Origin of the sequence: Parasphingomonas puruogangriensis (genome assembly GCF_036663635.1) — a bacterium.
GTDB lineage: Bacteria > Pseudomonadota > Alphaproteobacteria > Sphingomonadales > Sphingomonadaceae > Sphingomonas.
In genome coordinates this window covers 1-16,893 of record NZ_JAXOJI010000013.1, presented here as the reverse complement: position 1 = coordinate 16,893, position 16,893 = coordinate 1, and the positions used below count along the sequence as shown (strand labels likewise).

Genomic DNA, 16,893 nt, shown 5'->3' with positions numbered 1-16,893 from the left:
CCCCATCCCCCGCGCCTAACGCACAGAGATTAATGTGGTTCCTAGCGCATTTACCGCGCTTGCGCCACCTCCGTTCGGCCCGCTTTCGCTCGTAATCGATAGGCGTGCAGCAATGGCTCGGTATAGCCGCTCGCCTGCGCCACGCCGTCGAACACCAGCGCGCGTGCAGCCTGAAAGGCCAGGCTGCTCTCCTCCTGCCCGGCCATCGGCGCATAGAGCGGATCACCGGCATTCTGCGCATCGACCTTGATCGCCATCCGCGCGAAAGCGGCGTCGAGATCCGCCGCCGTCGCCACGCCGTGCAACAGCCAATTGGCCATATGCTGCGAGCTGATGCGCAGGGTCGCGCGGTCCTCCATCAGCCCGATATCGTGGATATCCGGCACTTTCGAACAGCCCACCCCCTGGTCGATCCAGCGCACGACATAGCCCAAAATGCCTTGCGCATTGTTGTCCAGCTCGGCGCGCACTTCCTCCGCCGTCCAGTTGCGCCCGCCCGCCACCGGCACGGCCAGCAACCGCTCCAGCCCGGGCACCGGCTCGATCGCGATCTCCCGCTGCCGCGCGAACACATCGACGCTATGATAATGCATCGCGTGGAGCGTCGCCGCGGTCGGCGACGGGACCCAGGCCGTGTTCGCGCCGGACAGCGGATGCGCGATCTTCTGCGTCATCATATCGGCCATCCGGTCCGGCGCGGCCCACATGCCCTTGCCGATCTGCGCCCGGCCGGCGAAGCCGGCACCCAGCCCGATGCGCACGTTGCGATCCTCATAGGCCTTGATCCAGTCGCTCGCCTTCATCTCGGCCTTGGGGATCATCGGCCCGGCGCGCATCGCGGTGTGCATCTCGTCGCCGGTGCGATCGAGGAAGCCGGTATTGATGAACACGATGCGGCCCTTCACCGCGGCGATGCAGGCGGCGAGGTTGGCCGAGGTCCGCCGCTCCTCATCCATCACGCCGACCTTGATCGTGTGGCGCTGCAGCCCGAGCAAATCCTCCACCGCATCGAACAGCGCATCGGTGAAGGCGCACTCGTCCGGCCCGTGCATCTTGGGCTTGACGATATAGACCGATCCTTCGCGACTATTCCTGAACGCACCCAATCCGCGCAGATCGTATAGCGCGATCGTGCTGGTCAGGATCGCATCGAGAATGCCCTCCGGCGCGTCGCTACCGTCCGTCAGCGTGATCGCCGGCGTGGTCATCAAATGCCCGACATTGCGCACGAACAGCAGGCTGCGCCCCGGCAGCGCCAGCGGCGCCCCCTGCGGCGTGATATATTCGCGATCCGGCGCCAGCCGGCGCGTCACCGCCTCGCCGCCCTTGTCGAAACTCTCTTCCAGATCCCCCTTCATCAGCCCCAGCCAATTGGCATAGGCCGCAACCTTATCCTCGGCATCCACCGCGGCGATCGAATCCTCGAGGTCGACGATCGTGGTCAGCGCGGATTCGAGCACGACGTCGGAGATGCCGGCCGGGTCTTCGCGCCCAACCGCGGTCTCGCGATCGATCACCACCTCGATATGCAGCCCGTGATGCCGGAACAGCAGCGACGCCGGCGACGCAGCGTCGCCGCGATAGCCAATGAATGCCCCCGCATCGGCGAGTGCCGGCAGCGGTTCGCCGAGCAATCCGGCGCCCATCAGCACGCCATCCTCTACCGCGAAGCCCGCCACGCCATTCCAGCGCCAATGCGCCAGCGGCACCGCCTCATCGAGAAAGGTCTTCGCCGCCGTCACGACATCGGCGCCGCGCGCCCGATCATAGCCGCCCGGCGCCGCCTTGCCCGGCAACGCATCGGTGCCGTAATACGCGTCGTACAGGCTGCCCCAGCGCGCATTCGCGGCGTTGAGCACGAACCGCGCGTTGAGCACCGGCACGACGAGCTGCGGCCCGGCCATCGTCGCCACTTCCGCATCGACCTGACCAGTATCGATCGTGAACGGCGCAGGCTCCGGCACGAGATAGCCGATCGATCGCAGGAACGCCTCGTCCACCGGCTGCCCTGCCTGATACCGCGCATCGATCTGTGCCTGCAACGCGTCGCGCACCGCCAACAGCTCGCGATTGGCCGGCGCAAACCGGGCAAAGATGCCCGCCGCGCCCTGCCACCAGGCAGCCGCATCGATGCCCAGACCGGGCAGCACCGCCGCCTCGACGAAGCGCACCAGGGGTTCGGCGACAGACAGTCCGGCACGGTCGAGCATTGCGGGCATGATTCCTCCAGGGTGAGTCACGAGAGTAACGTCTGGGGAGGACAAAAGCCGCTTACGGGCCATGCCCGATTCCCGCAACGTTGGAGTTGGCTGCGCGGCTTTCCCATAACGGGCGTTTACTCCGGATCCAGCGCCGCCGCCGATGCCTCCAGCCGATCGAGCACCGCGCGGAACGCCACCAACTCCTTGGCCCCGAAGCCGGCGAAGATCCGCGCCTCTAGCTCCAGCGCCTTGGGCGCCACGCTCTCGTACAGATCCTGCCCCGCTGCGGTCAGCGACAATAAGTGCGAGCGCTGGTCCTGCGCGTTGGGCTGCCGCGCGACCAACCCGCGATCGACCAAGGCAATCGCCGCACGGCTCACCGTCACCTTGTCCATCCGCGTCGCCGCGCCGAGCGCCTGCTGGGTCATCCCCTGCCCCTCGGCGATCACCGCGATCAGACGCCATTCCGCGATCTTGAGCCCGAACAGCGACTGGTACGCCGTGGCTATGGCCGATGAGACGCGGTTCGACGCGATCGACAGGCGGTAGGGCAGGAAATCGTCGAGTTTCAGCGTCGGCATACAGCCTCCCACGAGCCGTCACCCACGCCGTCACCCCAGACTTGTTCCGGGGTCCACGGTGCCGCGTACTCTTCGCCGATTGGTTTGCCGCACGGTGGACCCCGGAACAAGTCCGGGGCGACGATAGTGGTGGTGGACGCCCACCCCATTCCCCGATATAGTAACATCTGTAACCAGATAAACGACCCCGGAGAGACGCTATGAGCACCGAAAACCCGATGGGCCTGAACGGCTTCGAGTTCGTCGAATTCACCTCGCCCGATCCCGAGGCGCTGGCCGGCCTGTTCGTCAAGATGGGCTTCACCCATGTCGGCACGCACAAGTCGAAGAACGTGCGCCGCTACGCGCAGGGCGACATCAATTTCCTGCTCAACATGGACGAAGCAGGCCAGGTCGCCGGCTTCCGCAACGATCACGGCCCCAGCGCCAACGCCATGGCGTTCCGCGTCGCCGACAGTGAGCAGGCGCTCAAGCTGGCGCTCGAGCGCGGCGCGTCGGCGGTCACCGGTGAACACGGCCCGGGCGAACTCGACATTCCCGCGATCGAAGGCATTGGCGGCGCCAACCTGTATCTCGTCGACGAAAAGTCGCGCATCTACGAGACCGACTTCACGCCCGTCGAAGGCGCGACGCCCAACGACCATAGCGTTGGCCTGCACACGCTCGATCACCTGACGCACAATCTGCGGCGCGGCCGGATGGCCTATTGGGCGGATTATTACGAGCGCATCTTCAACTTCCGCCAGATCCGCTATTTCGACATCGAGGGCCAGTCGACCGGCCTGTTCAGCAAGGCAATGACGGCGCCCGACGACAAGATCCGCATCCCGCTCAACGAAAGCCAGGACGAGCATAGCCAGATCGAGGAATTCATCCGCGATTATAAGGGCGAAGGCATCCAGCATCTGGCGCTGTCGACGGACGATATCTTCAAGACGGTCGATACGCTGCGCGCTAACGGCGTGACGTTCCAGAGCACGCCGCAAACCTATTTCGATCTGATCGACAAGCGCCTTCCGGGCCATAACCACGACGTCGAGGAAATGCGCAAACGCGACATCCTGATCGACGGCGCGCCCGAGACCGGCGGCGGGCTGCTGCTGCAGATCTTCACCGAGAATATGGTCGGCCCGATCTTCTTCGAGATCATCCAGCGCAAAGGCAATGACGGCTTTGGCGAAGGCAATTTTAAGGCATTGTTCGAAAGCATCGAGCTCGACCAGATCCGCCGCGGCGTGGTGCCCGGCGCGGTGGAAAAGACCGACGCCTAAATCCTGAAATCCTTCTCCCTCTGGGGGAAGGTGGCGCGAAGCGCCGGATGAGGGCGACAACGGCCAAACTGGTCGCCCTCACCCTTCCGCGCTACGCGCTCCCTCCCTCTCCCGACCGGAGAGGGAATTTGAGGAGCACCACATGCCCCATTACATGACCGGCTTCGGCAATCACTTTGCCAGCGAAGCCGTGCCCGGCGCGCTGCCGATCGGCCGCAATTCCCCGCAAAAGCCCCCGTTCGGCCTTTACGCCGAGCAGCTCAGCGGCACCGCCTTCACCGCCCCGCGCCAGGAAAATCACCGTTCCTGGCTCTATCGCCTGCGCCCCTCTGCCGCGCACCCCGCTTTCAAGCGTTACGAGGGCGCCAAACTCTTTGCGCCGGGCACGGTCCAGCAGCCCCTCGCCCCCAACCGCCTGCGCTGGGGCCCGCTCGAGATCGAACCGCAGGATTGGCTCGACAGCCTGACCACAATGGTCGTCGCCGGCGACGGCCCCGCCAGCCAGACCGGCGTCGCCATGCACCTCTACCGCGCCGAGAAAGATATGGAGAGCCGCGCGTTCGTCAGCGGCGACGGCGAGTTGCTCTTTCTTCCCGAACAAGGCGCACTCACGATCCTCACCGAATTCGGCCGGCTGGACGTAAAACCCGGCGAGATCGCGCTCATCCCGCGCGGCGTCCGCTTCCGCGTCACGCTCCCCGACGGCGCAGCGCGCGGCTATGTCGCGGAAAATCACGGCGCCCCGTTCCGCCTGCCCGATCTCGGCCCGATCGGCGCCAACGGCCTCGCCAATCCGCGCGACTTCGAAACCCCCGTCGCCTGGTTCGAGGACGTCGAAGGCGAGTATGAACTCGTCCAGAAATTCCTCGGCACGCTGTGGACCACGCAGCTCGGCCGCTCCCCGCTCGATGTCGTCGCTTGGCACGGCAATTATGCGCCGTGGAAATACGACCTCGCGCGCTTCAACACGATCGGCAGCATCAGCTTCGATCACCCCGATCCGAGCATCTTCACCGTGCTGACCAGCCCGTCGGACATGGCCGGTACCGCCAATGTCGATTTCGTCATCTTCCCGCCGCGCTGGATGGTGGCGGAGGACACGTTTCGCCCGCCCTGGTTCCACCGCAACACGATGAGCGAATGTATGGGCCTGATCACCGGCCAGTATGACGCCAAGGCCGAAGGCTTCCGCCCCGGCGCGCTCAGCCTGCACAACCAGATGAGCGGCCACGGCCCCGATGTGGCGACCTGGACGGCGGCCAGCAATGCCGAGCTGAAACCGCATAAGATTGACGGCACGATGGCGTTCATGATCGAAAGCCGCTGGGTTTTCCGACCCACCGACTTCGCGCTGAAGACCAGCGCGCTGGACGAGGATTACGATCAGGCCTGGACCGGGTTCCCCAAGGCGCAATTGCCCTAACCGCTTCTCCCTTTGGGAGAAGGTGGCGCGAAGCGCCGGATGAGGGCAGCGAAAACCGTGCAGGCCGCCCTCACCCTTCCGTCGCTACGCTCCCCCCTCCCTCGCCCGAAGGGAGAGGGAAACGCCACCTGATCCGGATCAGCTACATTGCGGGGAACTCACGCCCCGCCCGCGCGTCTCTCCCCGACCATGCCAGCACCCCACACCCCCCTGTTCAAATGGCAGCACGAAGCCCAGGCCGAACTCGAAGCGATGATGCACGCGCGCGTCGGCGAGATGGATTTCCCCTGCGTCGGTGCCAAGGCCGCATTGGCCAAGGGCACGCTGCACGTGCTCGCCTGCAATCGCATCGATAGCGGTTGGGACGATCTGCGCATCCATGACGGCCTGTTGCGTTTCGCCGAAGCGTATAAGGAAGAGCCGGCGCTGTTCCGCAGCTTCGCGGTGGTGTTCGAAGGCCCCGACGATCTCAGCGAGACCGAATTCGAAGCGCAGCTGTGGAAGCGCGCGCAATCGATCTCCGATAAGGACGTATGGCGCGGCCAGAGCTATGACGACGCCGTCAGTCACGATCCCGAAAGCCCGCATTTCTCGCTGAGCTTCGGTGGTGAGGCGTTTTTCATCGTTGGCCTACACCCCAATGCCAGCCGTCCCGCGCGCCGCTTCCCGCGCCCGACCATGGTATTCAACCTGCACGACCAGTTCGAAACGTTGCGCGCGCAAAACAAATACGAGAATATGCGCGAGAAGATCATGGTCCGCGACGAAGCCTATGCCGGCAGCCGCAACCCGATGCTTGCCCGCCACGGCGAAACCAGCGAGGCGCGGCAATATTCCGGCCGCGAAGTCGGCGCGGAATGGAAATGCCCGTTCCACTATGCCGGCACGCCAAAGTGAGCGACGCCATCGAAATTCCCGAGCGCAGCGGCACGGCGTTCACGCTCAAGCAGGGCGACACGCTGATCGTGATCGATCCGCGCGGCGAACAGGTCGCCGATCTGCTCGCCTTCAATGCCGAGGATACAGCCGAGGTCATCTCCTCCGGCCGCACGCTGGATTATGCCGAGACAATCTATCTCACCACCGGCCACCAGCTCTATTCCAATCGCAGCCGCCCGATGCTCGGCATCATCGAGGATACGGTCGGTCGACACGATTTCCTGCTCACGCCGTGCTCGTACGACACGTTCCACCATTTCTATCCCAAGCTGCAACCGCATCGCGGCTGCTTCGGTAACCTCGCCGCTGCGCTCGAACCGTACGGCATCGTCCCAGACCAGATCCCGACCGCGTTCAACTGCTTCATGAACGTCCCCGTCGACGGCGCCACCGGCAAGCTCCGCGTGCTGCCCCCGATCAGCAAGGCCGGCGACCATATTGCCTTGCGCGCGCACATGGATCTGATCATCGGCCTCACCGCCTGCTCCGCGCCGGACAGCAATGGCGGCACGTTCAAACCGATCCACTACCGCATCGAGCGCGGCTAAGCCGTTACCGATGGCAGATACTGCGCCATCTTAGCCTCCAATAGCTGCACCAGCGCCGGGTCCATGAAGTCGTAATCGTCAGGTATGTTGAGGCACACGATCTTCTTGTCCTTGATCGCGGCCCGGAAACGTTGCTGCAGCTTGCTGCGGTGCGCGCGCTCCATCACAAATATCCTGTCGGCCCATCCAATGAGTTCGTCGCTGATCGGATTGTCTGCACCGTGATTGGTCCCGGCCGACGATACGATGATATTCGCCCTATCGGCGAAGACTTGCTCGGCGGTCGGGCTGCGTAGCCGGTTCTGGCTGCAAACGAACAGAATGTTCACCCCATCTGCCGCTTCACGCTGGCCAGCGTCGCCTTGCCGTACGGCGGTTTGAGCCCGGCCAGCTTGGCCACGTCGAAGCGCGCCTGCTTGAACACCGATTTGGCGTGGCTGAACGTGCGGAAGCCGTCGCGCCCGTGATACGCCCCCATGCCCGACGGCCCGACCCCGCCGAACGGCAGATCCTCCATCGAGACGTGGAAGATGACATCGTCCAGCGTCACGCCGCCGGCGATCGTGCGGTCCAGCACGCGCCGCCGCTCGCCCGCATCGCCGCCAAAATAATAGAGCCCGAGCGGCCGATCGCGCCGGTTGATCTGGGCGATCGCCTCTTCCACTCCGGCATAGCGCCGCACCGGCAGCAGCGGGCCGAAAATCTCCTCCTGCATTACCTTCATGTCGTCGGTCACGTTGGTCACGATATGCAGCGGCATTTTCCGCGCGTTGGACGCGCCAAAATCCTCGTTCGCCGGATTAACCATTTCGACCGTCGCGCCCTTGGCCCGCGCGTCCTCGATCAAGCCGGTCAGCCGCTCGAAATGCCGATCGTTCACGATCGCGGTATAGTCCGGATTGGCCAGCAATGTGGGATACATTGCCGACGCCGCCGCGCGCAGCCCGTCGACCACCGCCGCCTCGTCGCCCGCCTCGACCAGCATGTAATCCGGCGCCAGGCAGATCTGCCCGGCATTGAGCATCTTGCCCAGCGCCACGCGCTCGGTCGCCTGCTTGATATCGGCGCCCTTGCCGACGATCACCGGCGACTTGCCCCCCAGTTCCAGCGTCACCGGCACGAGATTGTCGGCCGCGGCATGCAGGATATGCTTGCCCACCGCGGTCGCTCCGGTGAACAGCAGATGATCGAACGGCAATTCGGCGAACGCCTGCCCCACCTCCGGCCCGCCGGTCACGAACACCAATTCGTCGGCCGTAAAATATTTGCTGACCAATTGCTCGAACAAGGCGGCCACGCGCGGCGTATATTCGCTCGTCTTGACCATCGCGCGGTTACCCGCGGCAAACACGCCGGCCAGCGGCGCCATGACCAATTGCACGGGGAAATTCCACGGCGCGATCACGCCGATCACGCCCTTGGGCTGATATTCCACCCACGCCTTCGCGCCGAGCAACCCCAAGGGAAACTGGACCGGTCGCTTGTCGGGCTTGGCCCAGCCTTCCAAGGATTTGATCGCGTGGCGGATCGGGGCGACCGAAGCGGCAATATCGGTAAGCAACGATTGTTCGCGGCTGCGATGCCCGAAATCCTCCGATAGCGCATCGCAAAACGCCTCGGCATTGTCGCTCAGCAGCGCCGCCGCGCGTTTTAGCCGATCCTTGCGCGTGTCGAGCGAGACCGGCAGTTCGGCCATGAAAGCCTCACGCTGCACCGCCAGCATTGCCGCCAAATCCGCCATCATCGCTCTCCCCCATTATTTAGCGCAAGCAACGATCCCCGCCACCGGCACCACCATACTATCCGCGCCTTCACGGTCGATGCGCAAGGTGGCATCGCTCACCGCCGCGCCGTCTTTGAGATCAGCGCGAGTGGTGATCTTCATGTCGAGGACCGCGGTCACCCCGCCCGCCGCATATTCCGCGCTGCCGGCAAAGCCGAACGGCCCCGTCCCGTTCTGGCTGGTACGCGGCAGGTCGGTCACCTTGCCGGCCAGCGACACCCGTAACTGCGCAGGATCGGTCCCGGCCATGGCCAGGAAGACCGGCTTGGCGCCCGGCGCGAACAGATAGGCGGCACAGCCCGTCGCGGGCAGGCTTTGCGCCGCCAGTGGCGCGATCGGCAGCCCGTCAATCGCGGGCGCCGTCTGGGCGAGCATCAGCAAGATCGAGACTATCATCGTGGAAATCCTAACAGAAACAACCAAGCCGGGTAAGCCGCGATGGCCAGCAGCGCCCCGAACGGCGCCTTATCGTCGAGCCGCGCCGCCCGCCCGCCGATCATGCCGACCAGCACCAGCGCCAGTCCCGTCAACGCCGCCAGCAGCAACACCGCCGGCAGCATCGCCCAGCCGAGCCACAATCCGATCGCACCGAGCAGCTTGGGGTCGCCCCCACCCAGCCCGTCGCGCCCGCGCAACAGTCGATAGCCGGCGCCGATCGCCCAGAGCGATCCGAACCCGGCCACGCCGCCGATCAGCCGGTCGCTCATCCCTGGATCGACCCCGAGCAGCCCGGTCGCCAAGCCGGCCAGCGCCAGCGTGCCAGTCAGCCGGTCCGGCAACCAGAATTCGGTGATATCCAGCGCTGCCAGCGCCAATAACAGCCACCCGAACGCCGCCCCGGCCAGCGCCACCGGCCCGCCGATCGTGATCCCCGCCACCGCGCCGATCCACAACGCAGCCAGCTCGATCTGCCAATGTCGCGGATCGATCGCGACGCCACACGCTCGGCAGCGCCCCCGCGCCAGCGCCGCACTCGCCAGCGGCACCAGATCGCGCGCGGTCAGCGCGACATCACAGCCATCGCACTGCGATCGCCCGCGCATCACCGATCGCCCCACGGGCCAGCGGATCACCAGGGTGGCGATGAAACTGCCCAGGATCGCACCAAGCAGCCCGAGCGTCACCGGCCAGAAAATAAGCGTCGCCATGGAGGCGCGTTAGGCGAGCCGGGGCTGTTCGTCACCCGCCGAACGACACAACCGTTCGTCAGCCGCAGCGGCAGCGCGCGGCAAGCGGGCTACCGCCCGCCTCTCCTACGCCACCTCGGACGTGTCGTCGCGCGCCTCATACACATCCAACCAGGCGGGAAAGTCTTCCGCCTCCAATGGCCGCGCGAAGAAATATCCCTGCGCCTCCTCGCACCCCATCTCGAGCAGCAGATCCGCGGTTGCCTGCGTTTCCACGCCCTCCGCGACCACCCGGTAACCGAGACCGTGCGACAGGCCGATCATCGATCGCACCAGCATGCAATCGCACTGCGCGCCCTCTGCCAAGGCGTGTACGAAGCTTTTGTCGATCTTGACGATCTTCGCCGGCAGGCGCTGCAGATAGGCCAGGCTGCTATAGCCGGTGCCGAAATCGTCGATCGCCAGCCGCACGCCGTGCTCCGCCAACTCCTCGAGTTGCACCAGCGCGAGTTCGGCATTCTCCATCACCGCGCTTTCGGTAAGCTCCAGCTCGAGCCGATCGGGCCGGACGCGATACTTGAGCAGCAACAACTGAACCCGGGCGGCAAAATCCACCTCTTCGAGGTTCGACGCCGAGATATTGACCGACAGATCCAGGTCGATACCCGCCTTGGCCCATAGCGCCAGCTGCGCAATCGCGGCGTCGAGTACCCAATAGGTGACTTGCCGCACGATCGCGGTACGCTCGACGATCGGAATGAATTCGTTCGGCGACACCTCGCCCAAGGTCGGGTGGCACCAGCGCAGCAATGCCTCGCCCCCCAGGCACCGCCCCGATACCAGGTCGATGCGCGGCTGGATGACGAGGCGCAGCTGGTTCGTCGTGGACAAGGCGGCTTCGAACGCGTGAAGCAGTTCGAAGCGTCGTGCCTGGGCGCCGTCATTGGCCGCCGAATGCAGGCATACCGGCACATTGGCGAGCCGGGCATCCTGCGCCGCGCCAAACGCCGCGCGCAACGCGTCTTGCGCCCGCGTCTGCCCGCCGACGAACGGCGCGACGCCGATCGCCGCGGTCATCACGAAGCGCGCCCGCGCGGTGCTGCGGATCGCGTTCAGGCGACTACCCAGGAACAGCACATAAGGCTGGTCTTCCACGCCCGCCGGCGCGAGAAACGCGAATTGCGTCGTGCCGACATGATAGGCGGTGCGATCCTTGCCCAACGTGAGATGCAGGGTGCGTGCCGCCTCGCTCACGATGTCATCGATAAATGCCGGCCCCATCACCCGCCGCCCCTGGTTCAACTGATCGTCTCGCGCGATATCGACCAGCACCAGCAAGCGGCGTCGGCCCGGTGCCTCTCGCCCCAGGTCATCGAGATCCTCGATCAATTGTTTGCGATTGGGCAGGCCGCTAATCGCGTCGACCCGGCCAAAAGCATGCTGCAGCTCGATCTGCGCCATGACCATCGAGGCAAGATCGGTCAGCGCGCGCATTTCCGGCCCGGTAACGGTACGCGGCGCGGTGCCGAGCACGCACAACGCCCCCAGCCCATGCCCGGCCGGCGTAATCAGTGGCACCCCGGCATAGAAGCGCATGCCCCGCGCGGCGAGCGGCGACGTGGCGTAATCGGGGTCTTCCGTCAGGTCGGAAATGACCAATGTCTCGGTTAGTTCGGCGACCTGCGCACACGGCGCCCCCGCCCGCGGAATCGAGTTGTGGGTTACGCCAACGCGCGACTTGAACCATTGCCGGTCGCTGTCGGTGAGCGAGATCGCGGCGATCGGCAGGTCGAAAATCTGCGCCGCCATCCGCGTGATGCGGTCGAAACTCTCGCTCGGCGGCGTGTCCAGCAGCCTCAATTGGTGCAGCGCATGAAGGCGCGCTTGTTCACTCCGCATACCGATACCCTTCAAATCGGTTGTGTCGCGCCGGAGATAAGAAATTGATAAAACGACCGATAATATTGCTGATCTAAATCAGTTATGATGCGCAGCGTCGACTTGTTCCCCATGACGCGGCGCATGCCCCGATTTGTAAATGAGCATCGATTTCCCTAGATCGGCCACCACGCCACCGCAAAGGTTCCGCCATGTCCTCCGCCGATCCCGTCGTCATACTGTCTTACGCCCGCACGCCGATGGGCAGCTTCCAGGGGGCGCTGGCCGGCGCTACAGCGACCGAACTGGGCGCCGTGGCAGTCAAGGCTGCGGTCGAGCGGGCCGGGGTCGAGGGCGCGGCGATCGAGCGCATCTATATGGGCTGCGTGCTTCCCGCCGGGCTTGGCCAGGCGCCCGCGCGCCAGGCGGCGCTGAAGGCCGGCCTGCCGCAATCGGTCGAGGCGACGACGGTCAACAAGATGTGCGGTTCGGGCATGCAGGCGGCGATCATGGCCGCCGATGCGCTGGCCGCTGGGTCGGTCGATCTGCTCGTCGCCGGCGGCATGGAGAGCATGACCAACGCGCCCTACATCCTCGCCAAGCACCGCGGCGGTGCCCGCATGGGGCATGATCGGGTGATGGACAGCATGTTCCTCGATGGTCTCGAGGACGCCTATGAACCCGGTCGCGCGATGGGCAGCTTCGCCGAGGAAACCGCCACCGAATATCAATTCACGCGTCAGGCGCAGGACGATTATGCCATCGCCTCGCTGGCTCGCGCGCAAACAGCGCAAACCTCGGGCGCGTTCGATCGCGAGCTCACGCCGGTCGAGATCACCGGTCGCAAGGGCACCGAAACCGTCTCTGCCGATGAACAGCCGCCCAAGGGCAATGCCGACAAGATTCCGAGCTTGAAGCCCGCCTTTGCCAAGGACGGGACGATCACTGCCGCCAACGCGTCCTCGATCTCGGATGGTGCCGCCGCCCTGGTCATGACGCGCCAGAGTGTCGCCGATGCCGCCGGGCTCACGCCGCTCGCGCGCATCGTTGGTCACGCGGCGCACGCGCATGCCCCCGCGCAATTCACCACCGCCCCGGTCCACGCCATCCGGAAAGTGCTCGACAAGACCGGCTGGAGCGTGGCGGACGTCGATCTGTTCGAGATCAACGAGGCGTTCGCGGTCGTCGCCATGATCGCCATGCGCGATCTCGACATTCCGCACGACAAGGTCAACGTCAATGGCGGCGCGACGGCGCTCGGCCACCCGATCGGCGCCTCGGGCGCGCGCATCCTCGCCACGCTGATCGCCGCGCTGCAAAATCGCGGGCTCAAAAAGGGCGTTGCCGCGCTGTGCATCGGCGGCGGCGAAGCGACCGCGGTGGCAGTGGAGCTGGTTTGAACTCAAAAAGCCCCTCCCCTTCAGGGGGAGGGGTTGGGGTGGGGAAGTGCCGCAGAGCCCAACGCCGGTCAGCGACACGGCCCTACCCCAAGGGCACGGCTAAGAAGTCACAAGTCCAACGCGTAGCACCGGTTGAACTCGGTCAACGCATAGCCCCCGAACGCCGCGCTGGGCCGGAACCCCGCCCGCTCATACAGCGCCCGCGCCGGTGCAAAGGCGTCGTTCGTGCCCGTCTCCAAACTCAGCCGGGTCCAGTCACGCGCGCGCGCCTCGGCGATCAGATGTGCCAGCATCGCCGCCGCCACGCCCTTGCGCACCTGCCCCGGCGCCGTGCGCATCGACTTCACCTCGCCATGCCCCGGCTCCAGCGCCTTGAGCGCACCCAGGCCGAGCAACGTCTCGCCGTCCCAGGCCGACCACAGCGTCACCGCCGGATCCCGCAACCCGCTCAGATCGAGCACGAAGGCCGCGCCCGGCGGCGAATTCTCCAGCGCGGCGCGCACATGCAGCTCGAGCAGTGCGAGCACTTCCGGATGCGTCAGGTCGTCGCGCACGATCCGCATCACAGGCGTTCCTCGGCCTCGACGCCCCACAGCGCCTTGGTCTCGACGAAGCCGCCCCGCCCCTTCACATCGAGATAGCACCAGCCGCGCGCGCATTTGCTCACCCGCCCGACCACGCCCGGCGCCGCGCGCCACGTCACCCGCCCGCCGAGGCGCGGCGAATCGCGCAGCTCGGCCACCTCGCCCGTCACCAAGGCAGTGCGCGTGTCGCTGATCAGCGCGCCCAGGATCCAGCCTTGCGTGCCGCTGGGATCCTCGACCTTGTACCAGCTGCCTTTCTCGAACACCGTCACCACCTTCACCGGCAGATCGGCGCGCTGATACATCCAGCTTGCTGGATAGGTTCGCCCGGGTCCGGTGCGCATGCGCGCCTTGCCGGCGGCGATCGACGCGAAATACGGCACTTTCTTTTGCACCAGCACCGCGCCTGCCGGCAATGCCAGCGCCACGGCCAGCCCCGCCAGCGCCACCTTCGCTTCAATACGCATACCCGCTCCCAATCACATCAGCCCCGTACCTACCCTGCGGCACGCCCCGGCTTCAACCATTGTTGACGAGGCGATTGCGCTCCGCCAAGCCGGTATCATGCCCGAAACGAGACGCCCGACCCCCAAGGTAATCGTCACCCGCGAACTGGCCGACGCGGTGATGGAGCGCATGGAGCAGCTGTTCGACACGACCAACAATCGCAGCGACGCCGCGCTGACCCGCGCTGAGCTCAGCGCCGCGGTACAGGACTGCGACGTGCTCGTCCCCACCGTCACCGACGAGATCGACGCGGCCCTGATCGACGCTGCCGGCCCTCGGCTGAAGCTGATCGCCAATTACGGCGCCGGCGTGAACCATATCGACCTCAAGGCCGCCCGCGCCCGCGGCATCATCGTCACCAACACCCCCGGCGTGCTTACCGAAGACACGGCCGACATGACCATGGCGCTGATCCTGTCCGTCCCCCGCCGCCTGGCCGAGGGCGAGAAACTGGTCCGCTCGGGTCAATGGACCGGCTGGAGCCCAGGCGGCATGCTTGGCCACCGCATCGGCGGCAAGGCGCTCGGCATCATCGGCATGGGCCGCATCGGCCAGGCCGTCGCGCTCAGAGCGCGCGCCTTCGGCCTGTCGATCCACTACCATAACCGCCACCGCCTGCCCGCGGTGCTAGAAGCGCAACTCGCCGCCACCTGGCACGACGATCTCGACGAGATGCTCGGCAGCATCGATATCTTGACCATCCACACGCCCTTGAACGCCGACAGCCGCGGCCTGCTCGATGCGCGTCGCCTCGCCTTGCTCCGCCCGCATGTCTATCTGATCAACGCCGCGCGCGGCGGCGTCGTCGACGAAGACGCACTGACCGACGCGCTCGAACAGGGCCGGCTCGCCGGCGCCGGGCTCGACGTGTGGAAGCACGAGCCGCAGATCGACCCGCGGCTGCTCGCGCTGCCCGGCGTGGTCATGCTGCCGCACATGGGCTCGGCAACGCTTGAGGGCCGCATGGCCACCGGCGAAAAGGTCATCCAGAACATCCGCATGTGGGCCGATGGCCACCGCCCGCCCGATCAGGTGCTGGAAGGCTGGGCCTGACTATTCCGTTTTGCGGTCCCAGGCCTTGTGCAGACTATCTTCGCATGACTCAACGCAATCCAACGGCCGCGCCCCTCCGCACTAGGACAATCCGTCCGATGGACAGCGCCCCCCGTCAGGCGCACAACACATCATGGAGAATGAACCCCTCGCCCCGCCGGAAGACCCTGCCAAAGCCGACAAGTTCCGCTGGATCCTGCGCTGCGGCTGGAAGGGCCTGTGCCCGCGCTGCGGCAAGGGCCGGATGTTCAAATCTTGGCTCAAGATCGTCGACAAATGCGACGCCTGTGGCCTTGATTACCGCTTCGCCGCGCCCGACGACGGCCCGGCCTTCTTCTCGCTCTGCATCGTCGCGCTGCCGCTGATCTTTTTCGTGGTGTGGCTGCAGGTCGCCTTCGATCCGCCCGTCTGGGTCCATTTGATCACGTCCGTGCCGTTCATGGCGCTCGGCACCTTGCTGCCGCTCCGCCCGATCAAGGGCTGGCTGGTCGCTTCGCAATTCGTCAACCGCGCACAACAGGCCGGCACCAAGGGCCTGTGGGCGCAACTCCATGGCACCGATCCGGACAAGAACGACTTCGATCAGTAAAGCGAAGGCTAGCCGCGCTGCGCTGCGATGGCGTCGGCATCCTCCGACAAGGAATGCGCCATCGGCTGGTCCAGCAACGTTGCCAGATACCGTTCGCGCATGCCTCGCAAGCGATCCAGCGCCTCCAGATCGCCATCGGTTGCCAAGATCGCGACCTCGGCTATCGCCACGATTTCCCGCCCCGGCGGCGCAAGATCCGCTGCCGGGACAAAGCCATGGCGCTGATAGAACATCTCATCGTCAATCGCGTGCGCGACCCGCGCCAGCCGCTCTGTCTTGAACATCATCTGTCGAACCGCCTACCTCTTGCGACGGTTCCAAATACGACAATTTTGCTGTCCTAACACCCATGGAGCGGCTCAAGTCGTCGCAATTTTGGCTCCGGGTGCCCCACTGTTCTACGGATGCAAGACACCCCCAGCAGTCCGATGCTGGCGTAACGCTCGACTCGCCGCAGGACTTGGCCCGGGGCCTGTCCTGCGACAGACTGCGGCGGGGAGAGCTGGTCCCGGAAGCAGACGAGCGGCAGTCGCCCAATTGCAGACCTTCGCGAGGCGTGCGACCAACCTCCTATGACCAGAGCCGACCAGCTTCGAACTATGGCTCCGCAGCTTATTGCGGATGTGCGCCTATATTCGACGGAAGAAGGCGGGAGGAAGTCTACCGCGTACCCCGGTTGGGGTTGCCCTTGTATGGTGTCAAACGGTCGGCCGTGGGCTGCTGGTTGGGACGCTTGGCCGTTGATTGACGGCACAACACTTGAGCCGGGTGACGAACGCAGGCTTGGGTTCGTATTTCTGGACGCCGAAGGACTTGAATTGATGAGATCGGCCGGGAAGTTTTATCTCTGGGAAGGGGGGATCATCGGCGAAGCTATCGTTGTCGCCTGAAGGTCCGCTTTCCACCGAGGCTGTGTGAGAACGGTGGTCGAGCAGCGCTGATAGCGGCGCGTGCTAGCGCGGGGCGCTCAGGCCTGCATCGCAGCGATTAGCCCCGGCACGCCGACCAG

17 protein-coding genes are annotated in these 16,893 nt (G+C 65.5%); 7 read left to right on the top strand and 10 right to left on the bottom strand.

The features are described 5' to 3' along the window. Positions 1–50: 50 nt before the first annotated feature. Complete coding sequence (locus tag U1739_RS20455; RefSeq protein ID WP_332710464.1) at positions 51–2,219, bottom strand: malate synthase G; 2,169 nt, start codon at positions 2,217–2,219, stop codon at positions 51–53. Between the two features lie 116 nt (positions 2,220–2,335). Then, positions 2,336–2,782, bottom strand: coding sequence for a MarR family winged helix-turn-helix transcriptional regulator (locus tag U1739_RS20450; RefSeq protein WP_332710463.1), 447 nt, complete (start codon positions 2,780–2,782; stop codon positions 2,336–2,338). A gap of 200 nt (positions 2,783–2,982) precedes the next feature. On the opposite strand from U1739_RS20450, the gene hppD reads away from it, so the two are divergent. The 4 genes from hppD to U1739_RS20430 all read left to right on the top strand — a co-directional run bounded on the left by hppD (position 2,983) and on the right by U1739_RS20430 (position 6,963). Beyond that, positions 2,983–4,053 carry a 4-hydroxyphenylpyruvate dioxygenase gene (gene hppD, locus U1739_RS20445; RefSeq protein WP_332710462.1) on the top strand — a complete coding sequence of 357 codons (1,071 nt, stop codon included), beginning with the start codon at positions 2,983–2,985 and terminating at the stop codon, positions 4,051–4,053. Between the two features lie 142 nt (positions 4,054–4,195). Then, a complete protein-coding gene (gene hmgA / locus U1739_RS20440; RefSeq protein WP_332710461.1) occupies positions 4,196–5,476 on the top strand; it encodes a homogentisate 1,2-dioxygenase in 1,281 nt (426 codons plus the stop codon). Between the two features lie 189 nt (positions 5,477–5,665). Then, positions 5,666–6,373 carry a guanitoxin biosynthesis heme-dependent pre-guanitoxin N-hydroxylase GntA gene (gene gntA, locus U1739_RS20435; protein WP_332710460.1) on the top strand — a complete coding sequence of 236 codons (708 nt, stop codon included), beginning with the start codon at positions 5,666–5,668 and terminating at the stop codon, positions 6,371–6,373. Continuing rightward, on the top strand, positions 6,370–6,963 hold the full coding sequence (locus U1739_RS20430; protein ID WP_443025616.1) for a DUF1989 domain-containing protein: 594 nt from the start codon (positions 6,370–6,372) through the stop codon (positions 6,961–6,963). The genes gntA and U1739_RS20430 overlap by 4 nt, the downstream gene beginning before the upstream one ends. Here U1739_RS20430 and U1739_RS20425 read toward each other — a convergent pair. The 5 genes from U1739_RS20425 to U1739_RS20405 all read right to left on the bottom strand — a co-directional run bounded on the left by U1739_RS20425 (position 6,960) and on the right by U1739_RS20405 (position 11,772). Beyond that, positions 6,960–7,292, bottom strand: a complete 333-nt coding sequence (locus tag U1739_RS20425) for a low molecular weight protein tyrosine phosphatase family protein (RefSeq protein ID WP_332710458.1) — start codon at positions 7,290–7,292, stop codon at positions 6,960–6,962. The two genes, U1739_RS20430 and U1739_RS20425, sit on opposite strands and share 4 nt — an antisense overlap. Beyond that, positions 7,289–8,707, bottom strand: a complete 1,419-nt coding sequence (locus U1739_RS20420) for a coniferyl aldehyde dehydrogenase (protein WP_332710457.1) — start codon at positions 8,705–8,707, stop codon at positions 7,289–7,291. The genes U1739_RS20425 and U1739_RS20420 overlap by 4 nt, the downstream gene beginning before the upstream one ends. Positions 8,708–8,719: 12 nt before the next feature. After that, on the bottom strand, positions 8,720–9,142 hold the full coding sequence (locus U1739_RS20415) for a hypothetical protein (protein ID WP_332710456.1): 423 nt from the start codon (positions 9,140–9,142) through the stop codon (positions 8,720–8,722). Beyond that, positions 9,139–9,894, bottom strand: coding sequence for a prepilin peptidase (locus U1739_RS20410; RefSeq protein WP_332710455.1), 756 nt, complete (start codon positions 9,892–9,894; stop codon positions 9,139–9,141). Before U1739_RS20410 ends, U1739_RS20415 begins: the two co-directional genes overlap by 4 nt. Positions 9,895–9,999: 105 nt before the next feature. Next, on the bottom strand, positions 10,000–11,772 hold the full coding sequence (locus tag U1739_RS20405; RefSeq protein WP_332710454.1) for a putative bifunctional diguanylate cyclase/phosphodiesterase: 1,773 nt from the start codon (positions 11,770–11,772) through the stop codon (positions 10,000–10,002). 191 nt (positions 11,773–11,963) lie between these two features. Between U1739_RS20405 and U1739_RS20400 the strand changes: the two genes are divergently transcribed. Then, the gene (locus U1739_RS20400; RefSeq protein ID WP_332710453.1) at positions 11,964–13,151 is read left to right on the top strand and encodes an acetyl-CoA C-acyltransferase; all 1,188 of its coding nucleotides are present in this window, start codon (positions 11,964–11,966) and stop codon (positions 13,149–13,151) included. Between the two features lie 107 nt (positions 13,152–13,258). Here U1739_RS20400 and U1739_RS20395 read toward each other — a convergent pair whose 3' ends face one another. Further along, positions 13,259–13,714 carry a GNAT family N-acetyltransferase gene (locus tag U1739_RS20395; protein WP_332710452.1) on the bottom strand — a complete coding sequence of 152 codons (456 nt, stop codon included), beginning with the start codon at positions 13,712–13,714 and terminating at the stop codon, positions 13,259–13,261. Beyond that, positions 13,714–14,202, bottom strand: a complete 489-nt coding sequence (locus tag U1739_RS20390; RefSeq protein ID WP_332710451.1) for an SH3 domain-containing protein — start codon at positions 14,200–14,202, stop codon at positions 13,714–13,716. The genes U1739_RS20395 and U1739_RS20390 overlap by 1 nt, the downstream gene beginning before the upstream one ends. A gap of 97 nt (positions 14,203–14,299) precedes the next feature. On the opposite strand from U1739_RS20390, the gene U1739_RS20385 reads away from it, so the two are divergent. Next, complete coding sequence (locus tag U1739_RS20385; protein ID WP_332710450.1) at positions 14,300–15,295, top strand: 2-hydroxyacid dehydrogenase; 996 nt, start codon at positions 14,300–14,302, stop codon at positions 15,293–15,295. Positions 15,296–15,428: 133 nt separating this feature from the next. Further along, positions 15,429–15,884: a DUF983 domain-containing protein gene (locus tag U1739_RS20380; RefSeq protein WP_332710449.1), complete on the top strand. Its 456-nt coding sequence runs from the start codon at positions 15,429–15,431 to the stop codon at positions 15,882–15,884. Positions 15,885–15,892: 8 nt separating this feature from the next. On the opposite strand, the gene U1739_RS20375 is transcribed toward U1739_RS20380, so the two are convergent. Next, positions 15,893–16,171 (bottom strand): hypothetical protein, encoded by a 279-nt coding sequence (locus U1739_RS20375; protein WP_332710448.1) that lies wholly within the window; start codon positions 16,169–16,171, stop codon positions 15,893–15,895. Positions 16,172–16,893 lie beyond the last annotated feature (722 nt).

Coding starts and splice junctions, on each gene's coding strand:
- U1739_RS20455 (WP_332710464.1), bottom strand. CDS start 2,219: ATGCCCGCAATGCTCGACCGTGCCGGACTGTCTGTCGCCGAACCCCTG.
- U1739_RS20450 (WP_332710463.1), bottom strand. CDS start 2,782: ATGCCGACGCTGAAACTCGACGATTTCCTGCCCTACCGCCTGTCGATC.
- hppD (WP_332710462.1), top strand. CDS start 2,983: ATGAGCACCGAAAACCCGATGGGCCTGAACGGCTTCGAGTTCGTCGAA.
- hmgA (WP_332710461.1), top strand. CDS start 4,196: ATGCCCCATTACATGACCGGCTTCGGCAATCACTTTGCCAGCGAAGCC.
- gntA (WP_332710460.1), top strand. CDS start 5,666: ATGCCAGCACCCCACACCCCCCTGTTCAAATGGCAGCACGAAGCCCAG.
- U1739_RS20420 (WP_332710457.1), bottom strand. CDS start 8,707: ATGATGGCGGATTTGGCGGCAATGCTGGCGGTGCAGCGTGAGGCTTTC.
- U1739_RS20415 (WP_332710456.1), bottom strand. CDS start 9,142: ATGATAGTCTCGATCTTGCTGATGCTCGCCCAGACGGCGCCCGCGATT.
- U1739_RS20410 (WP_332710455.1), bottom strand. CDS start 9,894: ATGGCGACGCTTATTTTCTGGCCGGTGACGCTCGGGCTGCTTGGTGCG.
- U1739_RS20405 (WP_332710454.1), bottom strand. CDS start 11,772: ATGCGGAGTGAACAAGCGCGCCTTCATGCGCTGCACCAATTGAGGCTG.
- U1739_RS20400 (WP_332710453.1), top strand. CDS start 11,964: ATGTCCTCCGCCGATCCCGTCGTCATACTGTCTTACGCCCGCACGCCG.
- U1739_RS20395 (WP_332710452.1), bottom strand. CDS start 13,714: ATGCGGATCGTGCGCGACGACCTGACGCATCCGGAAGTGCTCGCACTG.
- U1739_RS20390 (WP_332710451.1), bottom strand. CDS start 14,202: ATGCGTATTGAAGCGAAGGTGGCGCTGGCGGGGCTGGCCGTGGCGCTG.
- U1739_RS20385 (WP_332710450.1), top strand. CDS start 14,300: ATGCCCGAAACGAGACGCCCGACCCCCAAGGTAATCGTCACCCGCGAA.
- U1739_RS20380 (WP_332710449.1), top strand. CDS start 15,429: ATGGAGAATGAACCCCTCGCCCCGCCGGAAGACCCTGCCAAAGCCGAC.
- U1739_RS20375 (WP_332710448.1), bottom strand. CDS start 16,171: ATGATGTTCAAGACAGAGCGGCTGGCGCGGGTCGCGCACGCGATTGAC.